General features: G+C 69.9%; 15 protein-coding genes and 1 pseudogene. 5 read left to right on the top strand and 11 right to left on the bottom strand.

The features are described 5' to 3' along the window. Positions 1–17 precede the first annotated feature (17 nt). The 4 genes from pglX to ABZ570_RS23510 all read right to left on the bottom strand — a co-directional run bounded on the left by pglX (position 18) and on the right by ABZ570_RS23510 (position 5,059). Complete coding sequence (gene pglX / locus ABZ570_RS23525) at positions 18–3,605, bottom strand: BREX-2 system adenine-specific DNA-methyltransferase PglX (RefSeq protein ID WP_358067411.1); 3,588 nt, start codon at positions 3,603–3,605, stop codon at positions 18–20. Between the two features lie 72 nt (positions 3,606–3,677). Next, positions 3,678–4,010 carry a hypothetical protein gene (locus ABZ570_RS23520; protein WP_358067408.1) on the bottom strand — a complete coding sequence of 111 codons (333 nt, stop codon included), beginning with the start codon at positions 4,008–4,010 and terminating at the stop codon, positions 3,678–3,680. A 43-nt stretch (positions 4,011–4,053) separates the two neighbouring features. Next, positions 4,054–4,701 carry a DUF433 domain-containing protein gene (locus ABZ570_RS23515; protein WP_358067405.1) on the bottom strand — a complete coding sequence of 216 codons (648 nt, stop codon included), beginning with the start codon at positions 4,699–4,701 and terminating at the stop codon, positions 4,054–4,056. A gap of 118 nt (positions 4,702–4,819) precedes the next feature. Continuing rightward, positions 4,820–5,059: a winged helix-turn-helix domain-containing protein gene (locus ABZ570_RS23510; protein ID WP_358067402.1), complete on the bottom strand. Its 240-nt coding sequence runs from the start codon at positions 5,057–5,059 to the stop codon at positions 4,820–4,822. A gap of 317 nt (positions 5,060–5,376) precedes the next feature. On the opposite strand from ABZ570_RS23510, the gene ABZ570_RS23505 reads away from it, so the two are divergent. The 3 genes and pseudogenes from ABZ570_RS23505 to ABZ570_RS23495 all read left to right on the top strand — a co-directional run. Then, a complete protein-coding gene (locus ABZ570_RS23505; protein WP_358067399.1) occupies positions 5,377–5,655 on the top strand; it encodes a DivIVA domain-containing protein in 279 nt (92 codons plus the stop codon). A 2-nt stretch (positions 5,656–5,657) separates the two neighbouring features. Further along, positions 5,658–5,993: a hypothetical protein gene (locus ABZ570_RS23500; protein WP_358067396.1), complete on the top strand. Its 336-nt coding sequence runs from the start codon at positions 5,658–5,660 to the stop codon at positions 5,991–5,993. A gap of 72 nt (positions 5,994–6,065) precedes the next feature. Beyond that, a pseudogene (locus tag ABZ570_RS23495) lies at positions 6,066–6,962 on the top strand (ADP-ribosylglycohydrolase family protein); the annotation flags it as partial. A gap of 20 nt (positions 6,963–6,982) precedes the next feature. On the opposite strand, the gene ABZ570_RS23490 reads toward ABZ570_RS23495, so the two are convergent. After that, positions 6,983–7,441: a hypothetical protein gene (locus ABZ570_RS23490; RefSeq protein WP_358067393.1), complete on the bottom strand. Its 459-nt coding sequence runs from the start codon at positions 7,439–7,441 to the stop codon at positions 6,983–6,985. Positions 7,442–8,022: 581 nt separating this feature from the next. After that, on the bottom strand, positions 8,023–8,721 hold the full coding sequence (locus ABZ570_RS23485; RefSeq protein ID WP_358067390.1) for a hypothetical protein: 699 nt from the start codon (positions 8,719–8,721) through the stop codon (positions 8,023–8,025). A gap of 60 nt (positions 8,722–8,781) precedes the next feature. On the opposite strand from ABZ570_RS23485, the gene ABZ570_RS23480 reads away from it, so the two are divergent. Continuing rightward, positions 8,782–9,246, top strand: a complete 465-nt coding sequence (locus ABZ570_RS23480; RefSeq protein ID WP_358067387.1) for a hypothetical protein — start codon at positions 8,782–8,784, stop codon at positions 9,244–9,246. Between the two features lie 67 nt (positions 9,247–9,313). On the opposite strand, the gene ABZ570_RS23475 is transcribed toward ABZ570_RS23480, so the two are convergent. The 5 genes from ABZ570_RS23475 to ABZ570_RS23455 form a co-directional block, all read right to left on the bottom strand. Beyond that, positions 9,314–10,297, bottom strand: a complete 984-nt coding sequence (locus ABZ570_RS23475; RefSeq protein WP_358067384.1) for a hypothetical protein — start codon at positions 10,295–10,297, stop codon at positions 9,314–9,316. 157 nt (positions 10,298–10,454) lie between these two features. After that, complete coding sequence (gene pglW / locus ABZ570_RS23470; RefSeq protein WP_358067381.1) at positions 10,455–14,879, bottom strand: BREX system serine/threonine kinase PglW; 4,425 nt, start codon at positions 14,877–14,879, stop codon at positions 10,455–10,457. A 21-nt stretch (positions 14,880–14,900) separates the two neighbouring features. After that, positions 14,901–15,467, bottom strand: a complete 567-nt coding sequence (locus ABZ570_RS23465) for a hypothetical protein (RefSeq protein ID WP_358067378.1) — start codon at positions 15,465–15,467, stop codon at positions 14,901–14,903. A 90-nt stretch (positions 15,468–15,557) separates the two neighbouring features. Continuing rightward, the gene (locus ABZ570_RS23460; protein ID WP_358067375.1) at positions 15,558–17,099 is read right to left on the bottom strand and encodes a plasmid pRiA4b ORF-3 family protein; all 1,542 of its coding nucleotides are present in this window, start codon (positions 17,097–17,099) and stop codon (positions 15,558–15,560) included. Further along, positions 17,096–18,097, bottom strand: coding sequence for a DUF559 domain-containing protein (locus ABZ570_RS23455; RefSeq protein WP_358067372.1), 1,002 nt, complete (start codon positions 18,095–18,097; stop codon positions 17,096–17,098). The genes ABZ570_RS23460 and ABZ570_RS23455 overlap by 4 nt, the downstream gene beginning before the upstream one ends. Before the next feature lie 385 nt (positions 18,098–18,482). Between ABZ570_RS23455 and ABZ570_RS23450 the strand changes: the two genes are divergently transcribed. Beyond that, positions 18,483–19,431 (top strand): hypothetical protein (locus ABZ570_RS23450; RefSeq protein ID WP_358067369.1); only part of this gene is annotated, 949 nt, incomplete at its 3' end.

Genomic DNA, 19,431 nt, shown 5'->3' with positions numbered 1-19,431 from the left:
GACGCCCTCTGCTCTGGTCACTGCTTAGCTCTGCGGCCACGGGTGGCCTTGGCCGGGCGCCACGAGTTCAGCGCATCGTCGGTGAGGTGCAGGCGGTTGGTGGTTTCGGCGAGGAAGCCGGCGTAGATGTCGGCCGGCGAAGCACCCCACTCCGGGTCGAACTCGCCGTGCCACTGGCGTACCCAGGGCAGGATCTCGCGCAACCCCGCGACCAGCGGAAGCAGCCGGTCGGCGGCCCAGCCATCCTCCTGCTCGCGGGCGACGATCAGGGTGGCCAGGGCCTGGGCCTGCTCGCGGTGGTCCCAGCCGGCCCAGCCAATCAGCAGCGACGGGTCACCGTCGCGGCTGGCACCCGGGTACGAGATGAACCGTTCCTTGGGCACGTCGAGCTTGCCCCGGTGCTTCCAGTAGCTGCCCTTGAGGAAGTCCGCCGAGGTGTACTTCGGCGGCACCGGGATCTGCTTGCGGAACTCCCGCTTCGCCGCCTCGTCGGGCAGCGCGTCCTCCTGCCGCTGCAGCTCCCACACCTGCTCCCAGTCGGCCCGCTTGCTCAGGCCGGAGTCCTTGTAGCGCAGCGCGGCCAGGTGCGGCACGTGCTCGTCGGCGACCAGGCCGGCGATCACCTTGCCGAGATCCTGACCGGGCGCGTAGATGCCGGCGACGGTGAGCACGTCATCGTCACGGCGCAGCTCGTCGGCGAGCTGGGCGGTGGTCAGCGGGCGTGGCTGCTCCAGCCCGTCGACGTGGTGGTACCACAGCTCCCGCGCCTCGCACAGGTCCAGCAGCCAGTCGCGCAGCGCCTTCGCCTGCATCGCGTCCCAGCCCTCGGTGGCCCAGCGCCGCTTGCACTCCGGCCGCTCGATCAGTCCGATGTTGCGATTGCCCTCGATGACCGCGATCCGCCGCTCCACCACCGCCCGGTACTCGTCCGACCAGTGCGCCGGCAGCTCCGTGATCGGCGTCGACCCGTGCCGGGCGAACCACTGCGTCTCCAGGCCCTCGTCACGCATCTTGCGGGCGAGCACGATCTCGAACGCCCGCTCCCCCAGCCGCAACTCTGGCACTGAGCCGGCCGGGGCGGTCAGCTCCTCGTCCAGCAGCCCGTAGAGCGAGTAGACCTGCCAATCCAACTCCTCCTGCAACGCGATCATTCGCGCCCGGACCGAGTGCCACTCCCGCTCGGCGGTGTAGAGCCGCTCGCGGGTGGGCACCCCAGAGGCCGCGACCGCCGCCGGGGTCACCGTGGCAAGCCGCTGCGCCAGGCCGTCAATCTCCCGGCTCAATTCGAGGGGGTACGCCGACGGCAGCGGAAACTCCTGCAACTTGGTACCGGTGAACTCGTAGAAGTCCTCCCACGGAATCGTGGTCTGCCGTGCTCCACGCGAGTCCACCGTGCTGCCCTTGTTGTGGCTGACCTGCTTCAGCCAAAAGCAGGCGGTGGAGCTGTTAAGTAGGCCAAGCAGCCGCAGGTGCTCGTCCTCCGACGCCCCCTCAGGCAACTTGATTACCGGTGCCGAACGGTTGAAGACCTTCCCACCCCGATCCAACACAAAGTGGTTATGCGTAGCCACAAACGCAAACGCGATCGACCACTTGTGCGCTCGCTCATCTTTCGGGATCTGGTGCCACTCGAACCAGGGCCTGCCGTCACTGAAGTAGGTGCCCCGTGTGAAGGTGGCGCGGTTTCCCAGGTCTGTGCGGTAGCGCCAAAGCCGTCGCCCGTGCCCACGCATCGCCGACAGCGAAACCAGGTTCCGGCCCTCGTCGTAGGGATGGAAGGCATCATCGCCATCGAGAGTGGACCAGTCCCGCTCCTCATCGCCGATCACCAGCCGGCGGCGGTACTGGGCCTCCACCTTTTCACGCACAAAGACATTAGGGGGAGCAGTCATGGCTTCGTCCGCGCCCATCACCCCATAGAAGCCGATGCGAAACAGGTGCGGGCCGAGGTCGGTGCTGCCTGAAGCCTCGATTGCTTGCAGCAGTTCACCCGCACCGCCCCCGGTCAGGCTCCAGGGAAATGCAGCAAGGTGCGCGCGCGGCGTATCGGCGGCGCTCACCCACTCGCTCTCCGAGCTGGGCCGTTGCACCTGACCGACGATCGCCTGCCACACGAGACCCTGCCTCGGGTCAGAGGGGGCGCTGGGTTCGCCGCGGATGCCCATGACGGTTCGGATGGTGCCGGCCCGGCCGCGGTTGGTGTTGCGGCCGACCAGGATCACGGTCGGGGTGCCGTGGCCTGGGATGTAGGCGCCGGAGGTGTCGATGACGTGGGTCAGGTTGACCTCGACGGCGAGCAGCTTCTCGATCATCTTCTTGCCAAACTCGCGCTTCATGAACGAGTTGGCAGTGATCTGCCCGACGTACCCCGCGCCCTTACCGTCACCGTCACCTGGCTTGGCGAGCTGGAAGAACCGCTGGGCGAACGGCACCGACAAGGCGTACTTGCCGGAGCAGGCATCGTACATCTCGCGGTAGGCCTCGTTGAGGCCCTTGTCCTTGACGGTGATATAGGGCGGGTTACCCACCACGACGTGATAGCTGCCGGGGCTAAGGATGGCGGGGTGCTCGTGCACGTCCTCGGTCGCGTAGGCGAACTCGGTCATCGGATCCTCGCCGAACAGCATGGCCTGCCGCCGATTGATCAGCGAGTCGCCGACGGCGAGGTGCATGGGAAAGACGTACCCGGCTGAGTCGGCAAGCGTCTTGACGCCGCACTCACGCAGTGCGGCGACGAGGAGGCGGAAACGGGCGATGGCTACGGCGAAGGGGTTGATGTCGACGCCGTGGACGGCGTCGAGGGCGAGGCGTACCCGCTCGTGGGGGCCGCGGTTCGGGGCGTGCTGCTCCCACTCCTTCAGCAGCCGGTCGAAGGCGCCGAGGACGAAGTGACCCGAGCCGCAGGTCGGGTCGATCATCTTGACCACGTCGTGGCCGAACTCTTCGATCGCTGGGGTGAGCGTGAGGTCGAGGATGAACTCCTCGACGAACTCCGGCGTCTGGAGCAGGGCATAGGTCTTGCGGGCCGCCTCCGAGAGGTCCTGGTAGAGGTCACCGAGGAAGCGGGTGTCCCACATCTCGTCCCGGAACTTGTGTACCAGGTCGCCCTGCTCAGTGCGCCGGCGCCAGAAGCCAATCAGCTCCTTGGCCGCGTCGTGCGACAACGGGATCTGGAAGAGCGGGTTGTGCCGCTTGTCGAAGAGCGACTTGCCGGCCTGGGTGCTGGCGATGGCGTCGAAGCCCTGGTGCAGCCAGTCGCGCAGGGTCTTGTCGGGCTGGTCGCGGAAGAACTGCGCCTCGGCTTCCTCGGCCAGCACCAGGCGGTCCCCGGGGCCGGCCAGGTAGGGGTCTGGCAGCAGGCCGTTGTCCTCGCAGAAGCGTACGAAGACGGTGCCGAGCACCCAGGCGACGGCGACCTGAGTCACCCGCTCGTCCCGCCAAGCCGCCCACGTGGCGGCGGTACGCCCGACCTTGAAGGCGTGGTCATACTCGCCACGCAGCTTGAGACGCACCTCCTCGACCGACTCGGCCTGCTCCCGCAGGTCCTTTTCCAGGTTCTTGACCTGCTTCTGCAGGTCGGACAAGAGCAGCTTCCGGTCGATCACGCGAAGACTCTAGCCGTCCCGCTCACGGGACGGAGGTACCCGTAAGGCCCAATCTGCCCGACGGGTCGCTACCTAGGGCCACCGGCGGACGACGGAGTCCTCGTAGACCACGTAGAAGCCCGGCGGCCCTTCCCTGCCGTACCGCCAGATCTTGTCGCGGTGGCGCTCGAAGCGCTCCGCTCGCGCTGACGGCGACAACTCCGCGCTGCTCAGGCAGTGGATCGTGAGCCCGGCCGCGACAAGGCGGTTGAGGACCGGCAGTTGGTTGCGGATGCGCTTGTCCTGGGTGAGCAGCGTCCAACCCTGTTTGAGGCCGTGCTCGATCCACTCATCGTCGCCGGTGAACTGACCGTCCGTAGGGAAGATGTCCGTGACCAGGTGCACGGTCCAGCCTGCCGCGATCAACGCTCGGGGCGTGCTCTTGCCCAGGCAGCGGTCGACAAAGAACTCAGGCGGCGACGCGGACGACGGCTTCGACCTCGTCAACGGTCAGCCCGTACTCGTCCGCAACAGTTTCGGAGGGTTCACCAGCACGCCACATCCCCACAATCGCGTCGACCGGGACCTTGGTGCGTGCGAGAACGGGAGCACCCCAGCTGAACCGCGGGTCGATGACTACCTCGGCAGTGTCGGGATACTGCCGCAGCCGCAGTCGCGCCGGATAGGCGTCGGAGGGATCCCAGACGATGTACCGCAGGTAGTCTGCGATGACCTCGCGGATCGGCATCTGCCGGTCGCCGGCCCGTGCCAGCTCGTCCGTGTCCATGTAGTGAACGAACACGTCGACGCCGTCCGTCGCGATCCGGCGGTCGGCCAAGCCATACGGGTTACCGAATTCGTTGCGAATTTCCGCCGCAACGTCACGGATCTTGTCCTTCCCCAGCCTTAGCTCGCGAAGGGACCGCAGGACGTACGCCTCGATCACGGCAACGAACGGTACGGACGGCCAGCCCCGCTTGGCCGGCGGCACGCTGTGCACCAGCGGCTCCCCGGCTGCCTTCTCGGCCAGCCAGGAGTACATCGTCCGTTGGGGTATGCCCAGGTAGCGCGCGGTGTCAGATGGCGTGAGGAGCGCGTCATGAACTTTGTCGATCACACCGCTCCCCTCTCTCCCTCGACCCGCGCCCAGCATCGCACTGCGCTCATTGGTCTACACGATCCGTGGAGCCTTCGCTACCCCGTGTCGCGTCATGGTGTTCATAGCCAACTGCGGCTCAGGGCTCGCGCATCCAGGTCTTCGGGTCGGTAATGAAGATGCCCTTGCCCTGATGCCGGCGGATGACGCGCAGCGCCTCAAGTCGGACATAGACCATCTGGATGGTCGATGAGCTGACCTCGAAGCGGTCGGCCATCTCGGCGATCGAGGGCAGCTTGTCCCCCGGCTGCACTTTTCCGCTGCGCAGGTCACTGATGATCTCGTCCGAGATCCGGATGTAGTCCGGTGTCTGTGGCATGGCACTCCTCGCGTGGCATGCCAATTTGATCACGACACGCACCGGACAGACAACCGAGCGTTGCTTCTCGCCACTTAGGCATATATGGTTGATCGGGAGTCGCTCCTCGCGTGGCAACGAGTTCGGCTCATCCCCCTGGTCGGGGCGGGTGCGCGTGCCCGTCCCGACCCACCGGACTGCTCCGCTGTCGTACCGCTGATCGCAAGCTGCGGCGGCGGGGCGGGCGGGCCGCCCGCGGCCGGCATGCGGACGGCCCGCCCTTCCAGACCCACCGCCTCGACCCTCCGCGCTCCCGCCTGCCCTCCGAAAGGATCGTCGTGACCCAGGTGTATCGATCCGGCCAGCTCTACGGGACCGGCCTCCCGGCCCGGTTGACCCCGCACGAGGTGCGGACCCGCACGTTCGACGCACGCCGCCGGGGGGTCGACCCCGATCAGGTACGCGAGTTCCAGGCCGAGGTCGCCGACGAACTGACCGACCTGCACCGGCAGGTACGCCTGCTCAGCGAGGAGAACGATCGGCTCAAGCGGGCGCTGCGCGACTGGCAGACCATGCACGCCCGGGAGTGCCGGCCGCCGAACGAGGGCCCCTGGTAGCCGTGCGCCCGGAACCGGGTGACCTGCTCCGGATCGACGGCCGCGCCTCGGTGCAGTTCGCTGGCGACCGCGCCCTGACCTTCCGCGTCGTCTCGGTCTGCGATCGCCCGACGTACGCCGGCTGGGTCTGGCTGACCGGCTACGTCCTCAACCGGCGCGGCAACGCGACCACCAAGCGCGAGATCTACGTCCAGCTCGCCGGCCTCCGCCGCGTCACCAGCACCCCGGCCGCGAGCCGCTCTCGTGTCACCCGCCCCTATGCTTCGCGGAATGACCAGGGTGACGGCAGAGCAGCTCGCGACCGCTCGGGGCTGCGTGCTCGGGCTGATGCTCGGTGACGCGATCGGTGCGACGGGCGGCAACGTGCCGGCCACCGGGACGTTGCGGGCCACGAGCGCGGGCAGCTCGCCTGCTTCACCGTCGACGGCCTCATTCGGACCCACGTTCGCATGACGCATAAGGGAGTCTGCCCACCGCCTATCAGTGTTTGGCATGCGTACATGCGGTGGGCAGCACTGCAGGGCGTTCCTGGCATCGAGCCGTGGCTGGAACATGACTGGCCGGACGGATGGCTTGCGACGGTGCCGGTCCTGGCGGAGCGGAGAGGGTCGGCGCCGGCAACGGTTGCCGCGTTGAAGGGGAGGATCGCCGGCAGGCTGGACAAGCCGGTCGGCACAAGCATCGGTGCGCATGGGTTGACCCGCAGTCTGCCTGCGGGCCTCTGTGATTGGTGGCCCTCCTCAGAAAACCTCGGCGCAGAGATCTCGGCTCTGACCCACACCGGCGCGGCGGTGGAGGCCGCGGCGTTGGGGTCGACGCTGATCCGCCTGCTCGGCGAGGGAACGTCCCTCGCGGAGGCGATGGAGCGGGGCCGACGTGACTCCCTCGGGCGATCGGTGCACACAGGCGGTTCCCTCTTGGGTCCGGCGCTGGAGGCCGCGCGGTCAAAGCCGCGGCAGGCAGTCGAGCTGGCCCGCCTCGCTCGCGATGCGAAGGCAACCTCGGCGCTGGCCGGAGGCGTCTACGTAGCGATGTCCTTCGCGATGCGATACGAGGTTCGGAACGCGCTGGAGTTCGCGGCGTCGGCCAGCGACGGCGGGCACGCCGCAACCGTCGCGGGCGCACTGTTGGGTGCTGCACACGGCCCGGATGCCCTGCCCGTCGATTGGCTCTCCCGGCTGGAGCACGTCTGGGTGGCCGATACCCTCGCTCGCGACCTGGTCCGCCAAGTCACCGAACGCCCGTCGGGCAGCGGCTACGGCGACGCGACCGATGCGCACTGGTGGGACCGCTACCCGGGCTGGTAGCCGATGGGCAGCGCCCGGCATCACGGTCGCGGTGGAGGCGGCAGGTGGTCGCCGTCCCCTCTGAGCCACCGGTGTGCGGTCCTGATCGTCGGCGCGACGGTCTCATACAGGTACGGCGCGCTGGTCAGTCTCCCCCAGTGGTCGGTCAGCCTCATCGCGGACGGATGGGTGAACCCGGCGACCAGCGTGTCGACACCCGCGATCCGCGCCTGCTCAAGATGCGGAGCAAGCTGGTGCCGGCGGCTCATGAGCGCGGTCAGCGCCTTGTGGACCTCGACGCCCTGCACGATGCACAGCGTTGGCTCAAGGATTTTGATAGTGGCTGCCATGTGCGGGGCGCAGTTCCGGCTCATCGTCGGGTTACCCAGCGATTTGCTCGTGCCGCTGACCACCGCCGAGCACAGCCGCATGTTGGCCATCGCATAGGCGTCGAAGAGGTGCACCGGGGGAGCGGGCACCGTCGAGACGAAGCTGCTCACCATCCCAATCGGCTCCGGGATCGCGGCCAACAGCGAGCCGCAACGCACTGGTGACATCGCGCATGTGTGGATTCCGGGCGGTGAACCCCAGGCTCGCTGACTTCATCACCTCGGCGTGGCGCTCCTTGAGCGTCACGCCCTCACGCGCCCGGCCGGTCTCCATCGCGACGACCAGGATGCGCGACGGTACGCCGTCGACCACGAGGTCGTAGTGATGGCCGACGTGCGACAGTTGTCCTGCGGCGAAGGCGGCCTCCGGTCGAGATCCCCCACGTCGGCCCATGACACTCTGCCGGCAACTGCCCAGCATTCGGCAGACGAACTGCCCGGACGGCCCCAGCACGTGCTCAGCCATGTACTGGCCGAGCTCGTCGATTCGGCGGGCGGTGGCGAGGGTGTCGCTGGCGAGAGTCATGGCGACGTCGAAGTCGGAGTGCGGGGCGGGTTGCTGGACGCTCCCGCCCTGGGCCGGAGCGGGGCCTCGCCATGGACATCACTCGCCGCTCCGACAAGCGCATCGCGGAGGAGGACCGTCTCCTTGGCGCTCGGCGGTCCGGCCGACCCTGAGTGCCATTCCACGATCAGCCGCTGGCCCGACGGCAGCCGGTACGCCCGCACAGCCCGGCTTGGCACCGCCGAACCGTAGCGGGATCCGCCGGCGCCCAACTTGTCGAGAACCGGTAGACCGAGCACCTTAGCGACGTCGTCCCAGGGACGGCCGAAGGCAAACACCTCTTCGACGGGCAGTTCCGCGATCGGCTGCCACACGAACTCGTCGATGGTCTCCGCCGGGGGCCGCAGAGGTGGGTGATCGATTTCGAGTGCCAGGGGTAGCTCTCGAAGATCAGCAGGTCCCGCCGATCGGCGGTCGGGTCCTGGAGCCAGTTCCGGGTGAACTGGAGCCTCGCCCGGTAGTAGCGGTTGCCACCCATGGCATTCGTCCAGGGCGCACGCTTGTATGGGCAGGTTGTCTGCCACTTGCTGTAGGAGCCGTGCTGCTTGATTTCGTTCGCGCAGATGCCGTCGCGGGACTGGAACTCGGAGTGGAACTCCCCCGGGTTCAGCCCGAGCACCACCATCCGGGGCGTGCGCTCGCGGCCGACGAGATCTCCGTGGTACGGCTCAGGAAACCCGTCGCGGGTCGGCTGCCCCGGCCCGACGCCCTGGTAGGACTTGAACCACTGTAGAAGCGGCGGTGGCGTGGGATCGGCACCGCTCAACCATTCCTCGATGTGGTCATCCCAGAAGGCCGCGACCCGTTCCCTCGCAGAGACGGTCATGACAGAAAGCTAGCGATGTGCCACTGGTGAAGCCAGAGCGCAACGCGAAGAATCAACCACGTGACGGAGAAGTTGCAACAGTTGGCAGCGCCGCTACGGGCTCGCGACGATCTGGATGCCAGGATCGCGGCGCTCACCGGGCGATCGGCCCGGCCGGGCGACATCGGCGAGTTCATCGCCGCGCAGGTGTTCGACATCGACCTCGCCGGCATCGCGACCCAGGCCGGCCACGACGGGAGATTCAGATCTGGCCCCCTGGCTGGCCGGACCGTCAACGTCAAGACCTACGGCGACGCTTTCACCGGCATCGGCATCAGCCCCCATCCGTGCGACGTCTACCTCATCTTCAGCGGGCCACGACGCCCGCTCGGCATTGTGAGGCACCATCAGTGGCGGATCTCCGCGGCCTATCTGTTTGAGACGCGCCGCCTTCTGGAGACCTTGAACAACAGAGGCGTCAAGATCGGCATCGCGACGAGCATCCGCAGGGGGATCTGGAAGCCGCACAGATCTTCCCGGCCATAGGCCCAAACTCGCCGCTGCGCCTGGCACCAGAACAGATCGCGTTGCTGTCGCTCTTTGCTTGAGCCTGCTAGAACTCCCAATCGTTGAGGGCGATGGCGTCGGTCCAGTTGGTCTCCATGAGGGTGCCATCGGGGAAGGTGGGAAGATCGGTCTGCTCAATCTCGTCGTCCCCAGACAGCAACTCGGTGACTGACTGGAAGAGACCTTGAACCTCTCCTTGCCGAGCTCGTTGCACCCGCTCTGCCACATCCCGACGCAGGCCGACACGCAGGTTGAGCAGGTCCAACCTCGACGTTAGATAGGTATGGTCCTGGCCCCCGTCGGTTACCCCAACCGACATTGCGGCAAGGAACGGTTCGTAGTAGGCCAGCGTGTACCTGTCCAGCTCGATACCCAGTTCAGTCGCGTCGATCTCCTCATCGTCCGGGTCAACCGCGTTGATCGATAACTCGTAGGCGTAGGGCGGGAAGGAGGCGACACACCCAAGGGCAAGCCAGGGGCGTTCACCCCCGACAGATTTGATCGAGCGCTTCTGGGCAATGAGTTTGCCAGGGAGGTCGGACTCCATGCCGTTCGACCTTCCCTTGGCCTCAGCGACCACCCATCCGCGAGCGCACCTGCCGATAAGATCGGCCCTCTTCTTCGTTGCGCCAAACGTCACGCCATACCTGCTGGCATACCGATCCAGGTGCAGCAGGAACCCCACTCCAAGCTTCTTTCGGCAGAAGATGCCCGTCATCGCCTGGCCGAGCGCGTACGACAGCGACACCTTCTCCGAGCGATCCAGATCCCAGGCCAGTGCCGACTTGACAAGCCCACCACCGTTCGAGCGACGGATGTATGCGGGGATGAGCGAGACCCGATGAATGAACTCCCACACGGAGGCCAAACCGTGGGAGACCTGATCACCGGGTGCCCGGCCTGTGGTGAAGAGAGCATGGGCAAGGTCGTCAGGCGTGAACTCGAGCACTGCGGTGGGCGATATCAGTCCCTTGGGGAACAACGCCGTATGGCAACGCGCCGTGAATCTGTCGCTCGGCTCAACCGTCATCCGGACTGCCCCAATCCGTCCCTGGACCTCGTGCGTCGTGTCCTGCGCCAGTTGGAGGAGCACATCAGACACAGAGATCAAAGCCAATAGGGTGATCGGCCGGTGACACGTCGACGGCAGGACCTTCCGAACGGCACGAGACCGCCAGGCGGATCCGTCAGGCCGAAGCAGCGCTGCGGTGGGCGTTGACGACCCAGGCGTCCGGCAGGGCGATCCACTCGTTGTCGCCCACCCGTACCACGGCACCGTCCAGCTTGGGCAGCGTCCCCGGGTCCTCCATCGGGCAGAGCAGCCACACGTCTCCCGCCCCACCGCGCGCCGCGTCGGCCAGCTCGTAGAGCCGCTCCACCGCCCGGTAGCGCGCCAGCACCGCCGCGTCGTGCAGCAGCACAGGTCCCTCGCCAGGCGACAGCGATGCCCGCAGCGTCGGGACCGCCAGCTGCCACGCCTGCTCGACGTACTCGCCGAGCTTGATGGCGCCCCGGGAGCCCGGCTCGGCGATGTCCGCCCCCAGCACCGTCTCCCAGGTGGGCTTCGGGCGGGCGTCGACCAGGCCGCGCAGCTCGCGAAGGAACACCGCTGCCACGCTGACCGGCCGGGCGTCGAAGCGCCGGACCAGTTCCTCGCGGGCCAGCGCGTACCGGTTGAGGCGTACCGTCAGCGCCCGGAAGCCTCCGGCGGACCTGGCGCCGGTCAGCCGCTCCTCGGCCCGCATCGCCGCGGCCAGCTCGGGCGACTCGGCCGCCCAGCGGCTCGGCGCGCTCGTCGCCGACGGGCGACGCTGGATGATCGACATCGACGACGACCCGGCGCGAGGCGGCGGCGGGACGTACCGGCCACCGTCCCAGCGCAGCTCGAAGCCGGCCTCGGCGAGCAGCCGGGCCAGCTTCGGGTGCGGCGGCAGCGGCGCCAGCTCGGGGAACCGCGCCGTCACCCGCTGGATGACCTGCTCGGGGGTCAGGCCACGCCGCCCCTCGGGCGTGGTGGCCGGCGGCACCACGCCGGCCTGGGCGAGTCGCAGCGCGCGTACCGGGTCGAGGTCGCGCGGGTACAGCTCCAGCCGGGCGGTCGCGGCGGCCCGCTCCGACGCCACCGCGGCGAGCAGCACCCGCCGCCGCTCGTCGATCGTGTCGGCCGCGCCGCCGGGCGCGGTCACCGCCGCGAGGGTACGCAGCACCGTCGCCGGGCTGGGCAGCACCTCGCTGGCGGCCAGCCGGTCGGCGGCCTTGCCGAGCGCGTCGGCGTAGTCGAGCAGCGCCGGCGCGGCCGGAGTGTCCGGCGCGTCGTCCTCCCCCGCCTCGAGGGCCACGAGCAGCCGGTCGCCGCGCGGGTGCGGTTTGCCGTCGACGTCGGCGCGGACGTGCCGGCGCAGCAGCAGGCGCGGTTCCTCCTCGAGCGCGTCGACCTCGACGGCGGCCCGCACGGCGGCGAGCGCCATGGCGAGGCGTAGCTCGTCGCCGGTGCGCACCGAGCCGCGGCTGACGAGCAGCGCCTCGGCCAGCTCGGCCACGCCCATCACCCGCCCGCCGTCGCGCAGCAGCTCGATGATCTGGGTACGCACGCTGCCCACGACGGGAATCTCGTGCCAGCGCTTGCGCTGCTTGCCGAGGATCTGCGCGATGCGGGCCGGGGTGACGTCCAGGCGCTTGGCGACGAACGGGTGCTGCGGCCAGAGCGGCAGATCCGGCAGTGCACCGGAGGAGTCGGGCAGGTGCAGCAGCAGCCGGGTGGCTTCCGCGTCCTTGGGGTTGCGGCTGGTCGGCACGAGCAGGGTGGCGATCGCGTCCAGTCCGACGCGTACCGGGTCGGTGTCGCCGCCCGCGGCGGTGGTCTCGGTGGCGACCTCGGCGGTGGCGGCCTTACGGGCGGCGGCCGAGGTGGGGATGATCTCCCGCTCCCCCAGCCGGGTGCGCCACTCCTTGACCCGGCGCTGCAGCTCCTTGCGGGTCTTGGCGCCAAGGCCGGGCAGCGTGGCGAACGTGTTGTTGCCGACGGCGAGCAGTTCGCCGACGGTGGTGGCCTCCACCCGGTGCGCGGCGGAGACCGCGCGCGGGGTCAGCCCGGCGGCCTCCAGAGCGGTCGCCCGGGTGGCCCTGCCGGCGGCCTCCTCTCGGGCCTTCTCGGCGGCCTTCTCGTCCGGCTCCTCGGCCTCGATCTCGGGGTGGTCGGTGCCGACGGGGGTGCTCGCGTCGGAGCGGCGGAACACCTGCTGCCAGGCGTCGCGCAGGTCCTTCAGCGAGGCGAACCGGCGGCGGTGGTCGCGGTGCAGGGCCTGGTGGAAGAAGTCCACCAGACCGTCGCGGATCGCCGGGTCGAACGCCTCGGCGGCCAGCACCGGCGGGCCCTCGGTGAGCTGCGGCTCGGTGCCGCCGTCGCCCCAGATCGGCAGCTCGCCCGAGGCCATCTCGTGCAGGGTGACGGCGAGGGCGTACCACTCTGCGTGCTTGTCGTAGACCTGCCGGCTGGCGGTGCCGAGGAACGGGTCGAGGTAGCGGGGGGTGCCGGCGGCGAGTTCCTTGACCGAGACGCCGGCCAGGGAGAAGTCGAAGAGCACCAGCTGGCGGGTGCGGTTGGGGCGTACCCGGATGGCGATGTTGTCCGGCTTGATGTCGCGGTGGTAGACGCCCTCACCTTCGAGGTAGTCCAGCGCGCCGAACAGGTAGTCGCTGTAGGTCTCCAGCTCGTCGACGGTGAGCCGGCCGTCGTCGCGCAGCTTGCGGGCCAGGGTCAGCTCGCCGGCGTGTTCGAGGACGATCACCGTACGGTTGGCGATCTGCAGCGGCTCCGGGCGGGCCAGCCGGATCACCCGGGAGTCGGTGAGCGGCCGGAGCACCCGGGCCTCGTGGGCGAGGCGGGCGCCCTTCTCGTCGGAGAGGCCGACCTTGAGCACCTCGTCCTTGCCGGTGCGCTCGTTGTGGGCCAGGAACGCCCGGCAGGTCGACCCGGTGCCCAGCCGCTTCCTGACGGTCCACTCGGCGACGCGGTCGCCGCCGCGTGCTTCGAGGGGGTCGGTCTCCGCCGGCTCGGGCTCGTCGGGATGCACGGAAACCGGTGGCGGCGCGGTGAGTTCGTTCTCGACCTCTTCGAGCATCTCGACGAACTCGCTGACCGTGGTGAGACGCTGCGTCGGCACCGGGGCCGTGGCGGCCTGGATCAGCTCGTCGGCGAACTCGGTGATCCCGTCGGCCACCGCGGAGGGGCGCAGGCCGTTGTCGCGGGCGATCCGGGCCAGCAGCTCCTGGCGCTTCGCCGCCGGGGGCTGGCCGGTGAGGATCAGGTACGCCAGCGCCCCCAGCCCGAAGACGTCCATGGCGACCGGGTCCGGCCGGGGCGCGGTCAGCTCCGGCGCGAGGTACGCCTCGGCGGAGAGCTCGATGTGCGAGGCCGCGTGGGAGGAGAGGGTGACCGGGTCACCGCTGCTGCCCCCGGCCGACTCGTTGGCCCGGGTGGCGGCCTGCCAGTCGCTGATCTGCAACTGGGGGACGAGCCACGCCTCCTCCTCGCTGCCGCCCCGGCGCTTCGGTCCGGGGGTGACCAGCACGCTGCGGGCGGAGAGGGCACGATGGTGCAAGCGGCGGCCGTGCGCGTACGCAGCGGCCTCGGCGAGCTGGCGGATCATCGCCAGGCGGCTCAGCGGGTCGAGCCGCTCGCCGTACTGGGCGATGTAGTGGTCGAGCCGCATGGCTCGCGGGTCGTGGCGGAAGATCAGCGCCGGCCCGGCCTCGTGCGACTCCATCGAGTCGACCCGGACGATGCCCGGGTGGTTGATGCCGTGCAGGACGGTCATCTCGCGCTTGGCGGCCCGCTCGATGCTGGCCCGCTCGGCCTGCACGGCGTTCCGCTCGACCAGGTAGATGCGGATGCGACGGTGCTCGCGCTCCAGGTCCCGGTGGCGGGCGTGGTGGTCCTGCCAGGTGGGCCCCAGGTCGAACGGGCGGGTGTCCAGCCTCCACGAGCCGATCTCGTAGTGCTTGCGGCTCCGCGCGATGCCAACGGCCTCGAGCAGGGCGGGCAGGGCGGCCGACAGCTCCTTGGTGACCCGGTGCTTCTCGTCCTGCGGCGGGCGCTGCAGCAGCGAGCCGATCGTGGGCAGCGGCCCAGGCTGGTGGCCGGGCACCGGCTCGGGGCCGTAGATGCCGTGCAGGTGGTGGTCGGCGAGCCCGATGTGCAGGCCCGGCTTGGAGAGGAACACCACCGCCTGGACGAACGGGATCTTGATCGGCGGGCCCTTGCGCTGGTTGGCGGCGATCTGGAGCAGGGACTTCAGCTTCTTCGCCTTGCCGTCGGCCAGGTGCAGGGGATTGTCGAAGGTCCGCGTGCCGCTCGGGTTGGACTGGATCCAGTTGGAGCCGCTGGAGAGCAGCCGCCCGGTGAGGCTCTTGATCTCGATCAGGTAGAGCCCGCCCGGCCCTGCCACCAGCAGATCGACCTCGTAGGGGTGGCCGGTCTGGGCGGTGAAGGTGAAGTTCGACCAGGCCCGGTAGGGCTCAGTGTCCGGCAGCAGCGCCTGGACGTGCGCCAGCGCCTCCCGCTCGTGCGCGAACTGCGACGGCGTGATCGTCGTCCACCGACCCTCCTGCATGCGCAAGATCCTAAGCCCAGGTCAGCAGGAGTCACACGTGCCGCTCAGCGGAAGCTGGACGAAGCAGGTGGGGCAGACCGGCTGGCGCGGCTGCGGGGCCTGGGCGTGACGGCGCTTTACCACTGCCTGCAGCCTCGGCGCCAGTGCTGGCACCCCGCCATCCGGCGGCAGCGCCGCGCCGAATTGGCGGTAGCAGGCCAGCCGGGAGCCGGCAGCATGCTCCTCCCGCGCCATCTCGCTCTCCGGCGCGGGCTCGCGAGTGACCCGGAGCACCTCCTCGTAGCCCTCGCCCACCATGCCGTCCTCGGCTCGAACGACGAGCGCGGAGAGCGGCGGGTCGTCTCGGCGGCGTGCCTCGTGGATGACCCGGTTGAGAACCGCTCCGATCCAGTTCTGCAACAAGGCGGACGTCCGGATGCCCGAGGCGGCGAAGAGCTTGTCCCGGAGTTCGCCGTAGGTGATCGTGGCGTGGTAGGTCCGGGCGACATCGACCAGCAGCGGATAGGCGTGGCGCGCCCAGATGTCCCAGGCTTCCCGTGCCATGATCCGCTCGCCGTCTTCCCGCCAGTACCCACGGTGCTGCGTCACTTGCCCTCCCGGCCCACTGTCGCGCGGCTCTCACGGGAGAGTACGACCGCGGTACGACGGCCTGACGGTTCGTCGGGAAGCCGACCCGCACTAGCGCTGCCGCAGGGCTTCGGTCACCGCCTTCGGGTCGAATCGGGCCGGGTCGAAATCGGCCGGGTCGTCCAAGCCGAGCCAGTCCAACCGATCACCGTGCTCCGGGTGGGTGGGGTCGTCGAGGATCTCCACCAGCTCCGCGTACCCCCACACGCCGCCGCAGTCCTCCGGCGGCGCCGCACGCCGCCCGCCAGTGCAGCGCGGGTACGCCACCGACGCCCGGCCGAGGATCTTCTCCACGAGGATGTCGTGTTCCCAGTTGTCGCCAAAGTCGTACGTGTACCGCAGCTTGTCCCCGGCGGAAGGGGCGACCTGCTCCAGGGTGACCCGCGACGCGGCCCGGTGACCGAGGTCGGCGTCGGGACGGCCGAAGCTGCCGTACGGGGTCTCGAAGACGTGCAGGTGATAGTCCTGCCAGTCGAAGGCGACCTGAATCAGCTTGTGCAGCTGGGCGAGGCTGACGTCGGCGGGCACCTCGAGACGCCGCCAGATCGGCGGGCGGGCACCCCGCAGGCCCACCTTGATCTGGTAGATCGGTGCCGGGCCGTCGGACTTCTTGCGCTTCGCCGGCAGGCTGGCCGGGCGACGCTGGGCGGGTACGCCACCGCCTCGTCCAGCCGGTTGCAGGAGGTCGAGCAGCGCGGACATCGACGCGACGTCCAGTTCGCCGTCGTGCAGCCGGCCTCGCTTGCCTCGAGGAGACGCGGGAAGGGCCCGGATCCAGCTGCGTAGCAGCAGGGCCAGCACCGGATAGCTGGGGCCTTCCTCGTCAACGAGTTCGCCCGGCGGCTCAGGGTCGACGCGGTCGTGTTCGGCGCGTGCGTCCAGCGCGTCCTCCAGGGCCCGGCGGAAGTCCACCGGCCGCATCTTCTCCTCGATCACGTCGACGCCACCGGCGCGCAGGTCGGACCGGAACGCCTCGCGCGCCTCCGGCCACTGGTCCGCGTCGATCAGCAGGATCTCACCGGCGGCACCGCAGTCGCAGTCGTCCACGGAAGCGCCGACGACGTGCGCCCGGCCGGCCCGCTGGAACCTGCCCGCGAGCAGGAACGTGAGCCCCGTCGGATCGGCGAAGCGGATGCACTCCTCGGCAGTGATCGGGGCGTCCAGTTCGGCGAGCCAGGGTGGCGCGCTGACGCCGGCATCGGCAAGCCGGCCGGCCGCCTCCGCCGCGACGTGACTGACCTCGCCGTCGGCAACCGAGGCGATCCCCGCCAGCATCGCCCGCGCCTCCGGGGTGGCCTGCGCCTCGAACGTCGGCACGAACAGTTCCCGCAACGCCGCGTCGGAGTCGTCGCCGAGGGCGGCCCCGATCGCCAGCAACATCGAGGCGACGATCTCCACCTCTATCGGATCCTGCATGGCGTCGAGGTCGATCGACTGCGGAAGCAGGTCGCCAACGCGTTCCGGCGTGGGTCGATCCCCCGCGCAGTATGGGCAGTCGCACTCCTCCGGCTCGCCCACCACGACGAGCGGTGCCCCGCCCCGAACCGATCGCTTCTTCCCGTTGCGGCGCCGGTTACGGCTCACTGGACTCACACCGCACAGTCTGCACCAGTTGGCCGGCCCGACGGCGAATCCGACCCGCCGAGGCTGACCCGGCGGTTGGCGAGGATGGCGAGGGTTTCCCCGCGTACGTCGTCGATCTCGTGCACGAGCCGACGATGGGCGAAGCGGACGACCAGGATGCCGAGGGCCGCCAGCTGCGCGTCCCGGCGCAGGTCGATCTCGCGTTGGCGCGGGTCACCGTGAGTCGTCGCGCCGTCGAGTTCGATGTTGACGCGTTCCGGCTCGGCGTAGAGGTCGAGGTAGACGGTGCGCGAGCCGAGCCGGATGGGCACCTGCCGTTGGAACGCCGGCATCCCCGGGCCGGTGAAGACGCGTTCGTGCCCCCAGATCTCCAGCGGGCTCCGGCAGCCCTCGGCGAGCCTCCCGAGCAGCGCCCGGAACGCTGCGCGGGCACGCAGCTTCGGCGCGCTGCCCAGCGCCACCGCCAGCCGCTCCGGCGTGGTCAGTCGGTCGTTGACCGCCCGGATCACCGGCGCCCTCGGCTCGGCGGGCGGCAGCACGGGCCAGGAGTCGACCAGGGTCTGCTCGAGGCGGGTCACCAGCAGGCCCTGCCGCATCATCACCCGCGGCGGTTCGAGCGTGAAGCGCCGACGTCGGTGCACCCGTACTCCGGGCTGGCTGCGCAGGCCGCCGCCGACCGGCGCGCTGAGGTGCACCAGGTCCACGGTCGCCTGCCGGCGCAGCCCCCACACGTCGAGCGCGGTGAGGTGACTGAGTACGCCGCGCCCCCGCGCCCAGGCGCACGCCGCGCGACGGCTCACGGCCGGGTCGAGTCGGGTGAGCGCAGTAGCGCCCGGGCGCCTGTCGTCCAGCAGGTGCGCCGCCACGAACACCTCGGGCAGCACCCGCACCAGCTCGCCGTTGCCGCACGCCCCCTGCAAGACCCACTCGGGCACCACCTGCTCGACCGCCCTGCGGGTCACCACCCCGCCGCCCCGCTCCACCAACTCCCGAGGCACCCCGTTCACGCCGCCGACCGTGCCGCCCCACCCAAGGTGCCCGCAACCACCCCGTCCCCACCCGTGGACGCCGCCCTCCCCTGTGGAAACCCCCCACCCGCTCCCCGGTTCTGCTAGGGCAGGCCCGATCGGTGACAGCGCAGCTGGTCCTTGGTCGGCGTGTCGACCAGCTCAGCTGTCACGGATCACGGAGCGAGGCACGCGGCCCGCGGGGGCGGGGGGGCTGGGGCTTCAGCGCGGCTGCGGGCGGGCGGGGGTGGGCCTTGTTAGCGTGAGGCGACGTTCGTCACCGTCGACACGTCCCGGCTGGTCCGTGCCCACGGCGCGACACCCCTCGACCAGCCAGCCGCCGCCAGGTGGTGGCACCGGGTGACGGTGCGGAGGGAGGGGTGAGATGACCGACGCGTCGGGTGGGAAGGCGACCAGGCAGGTCAGCCGGCCACCATCCACCGGCCGAGGGCGACAGGTGGCCCGGCAGACCGGCCGCCGGCTCGTGGCGGGGCTGCACACACTGTGGGGAAATCTGCTCCCGCTGCTGCAGAAGCTGTGGGCGGCGGCGGACGGGGACGTGCCGCCTCCCCCGGTGGACGAGGGGCTGAAGCTCGAACACCGGGAGACGCTCAGCCCGATCGTCGTCGCGGCGAAGGGACACGTCTTCAGCTTCACCGTCCGTACCGTCCTCACCTGGTCGGCGACCGGCCTCCGCCCGGAGGTGCTGATCTGGTACGCGGGTCACTTCAGGCCCGCGGCGATCCAGCGGCTGCGGCGCATCGTCGCGGACCGGGCGCGCGACGTCGCCCCGCACCGGGCGGGCGATCTCGAGGTCGCGCTGCAGACCGCGCTGGACGAGCAGGCCCCGTGGCGGTACGAGCGCGGCGACGTGACGGTCGAGTGCCGGCCGGAGGTGTGGAGCGTACGCCAGGACGACCGGGTCCGGGAGGCCCTGCGACCGCACTGGGACCGCCTGATCGAGCTGGAGTGCGAGTACGAGCTGTACGTGACGCGGGCCCGGTACGCGGAGGAGCTGAACCGGCGGTGGGTGGCGCTCCTCGACGAGATGGTCGACGATCCGGCCGGCGGCGAGGAGGCGGAGGCGATCGCCGAGGAGCTGTCCCGGGCGCGGCGGCACATGGCCGCGGAGCAGCAGTCTGCCGCCCAGTGGAGCGCGGAGCTGCTACGGGACCGGCGCCGCTTCGACCGGATCTTCGAGCCGTTCAGCGCCATCCCCATCGTGCCGCAGCAGGCGGCCGGCGACTCGTCGGGGCGGGCCGGAACGGCGACGCCGGCCGACCACGATCTCGTCGCCGGCCCACGTCGAGTTGACCATCGGGTGGCGCTTGACC

Source organism: Micromonospora sp. NPDC007271 (genome assembly GCF_040634005.1).
Taxonomy (GTDB): Bacteria; Actinomycetota; Actinomycetes; order Mycobacteriales; family Micromonosporaceae; genus Micromonospora.
Note: the sequence above shows the minus strand (reverse complement) of the source record. Positions and strands in the feature narration are given on the sequence as shown.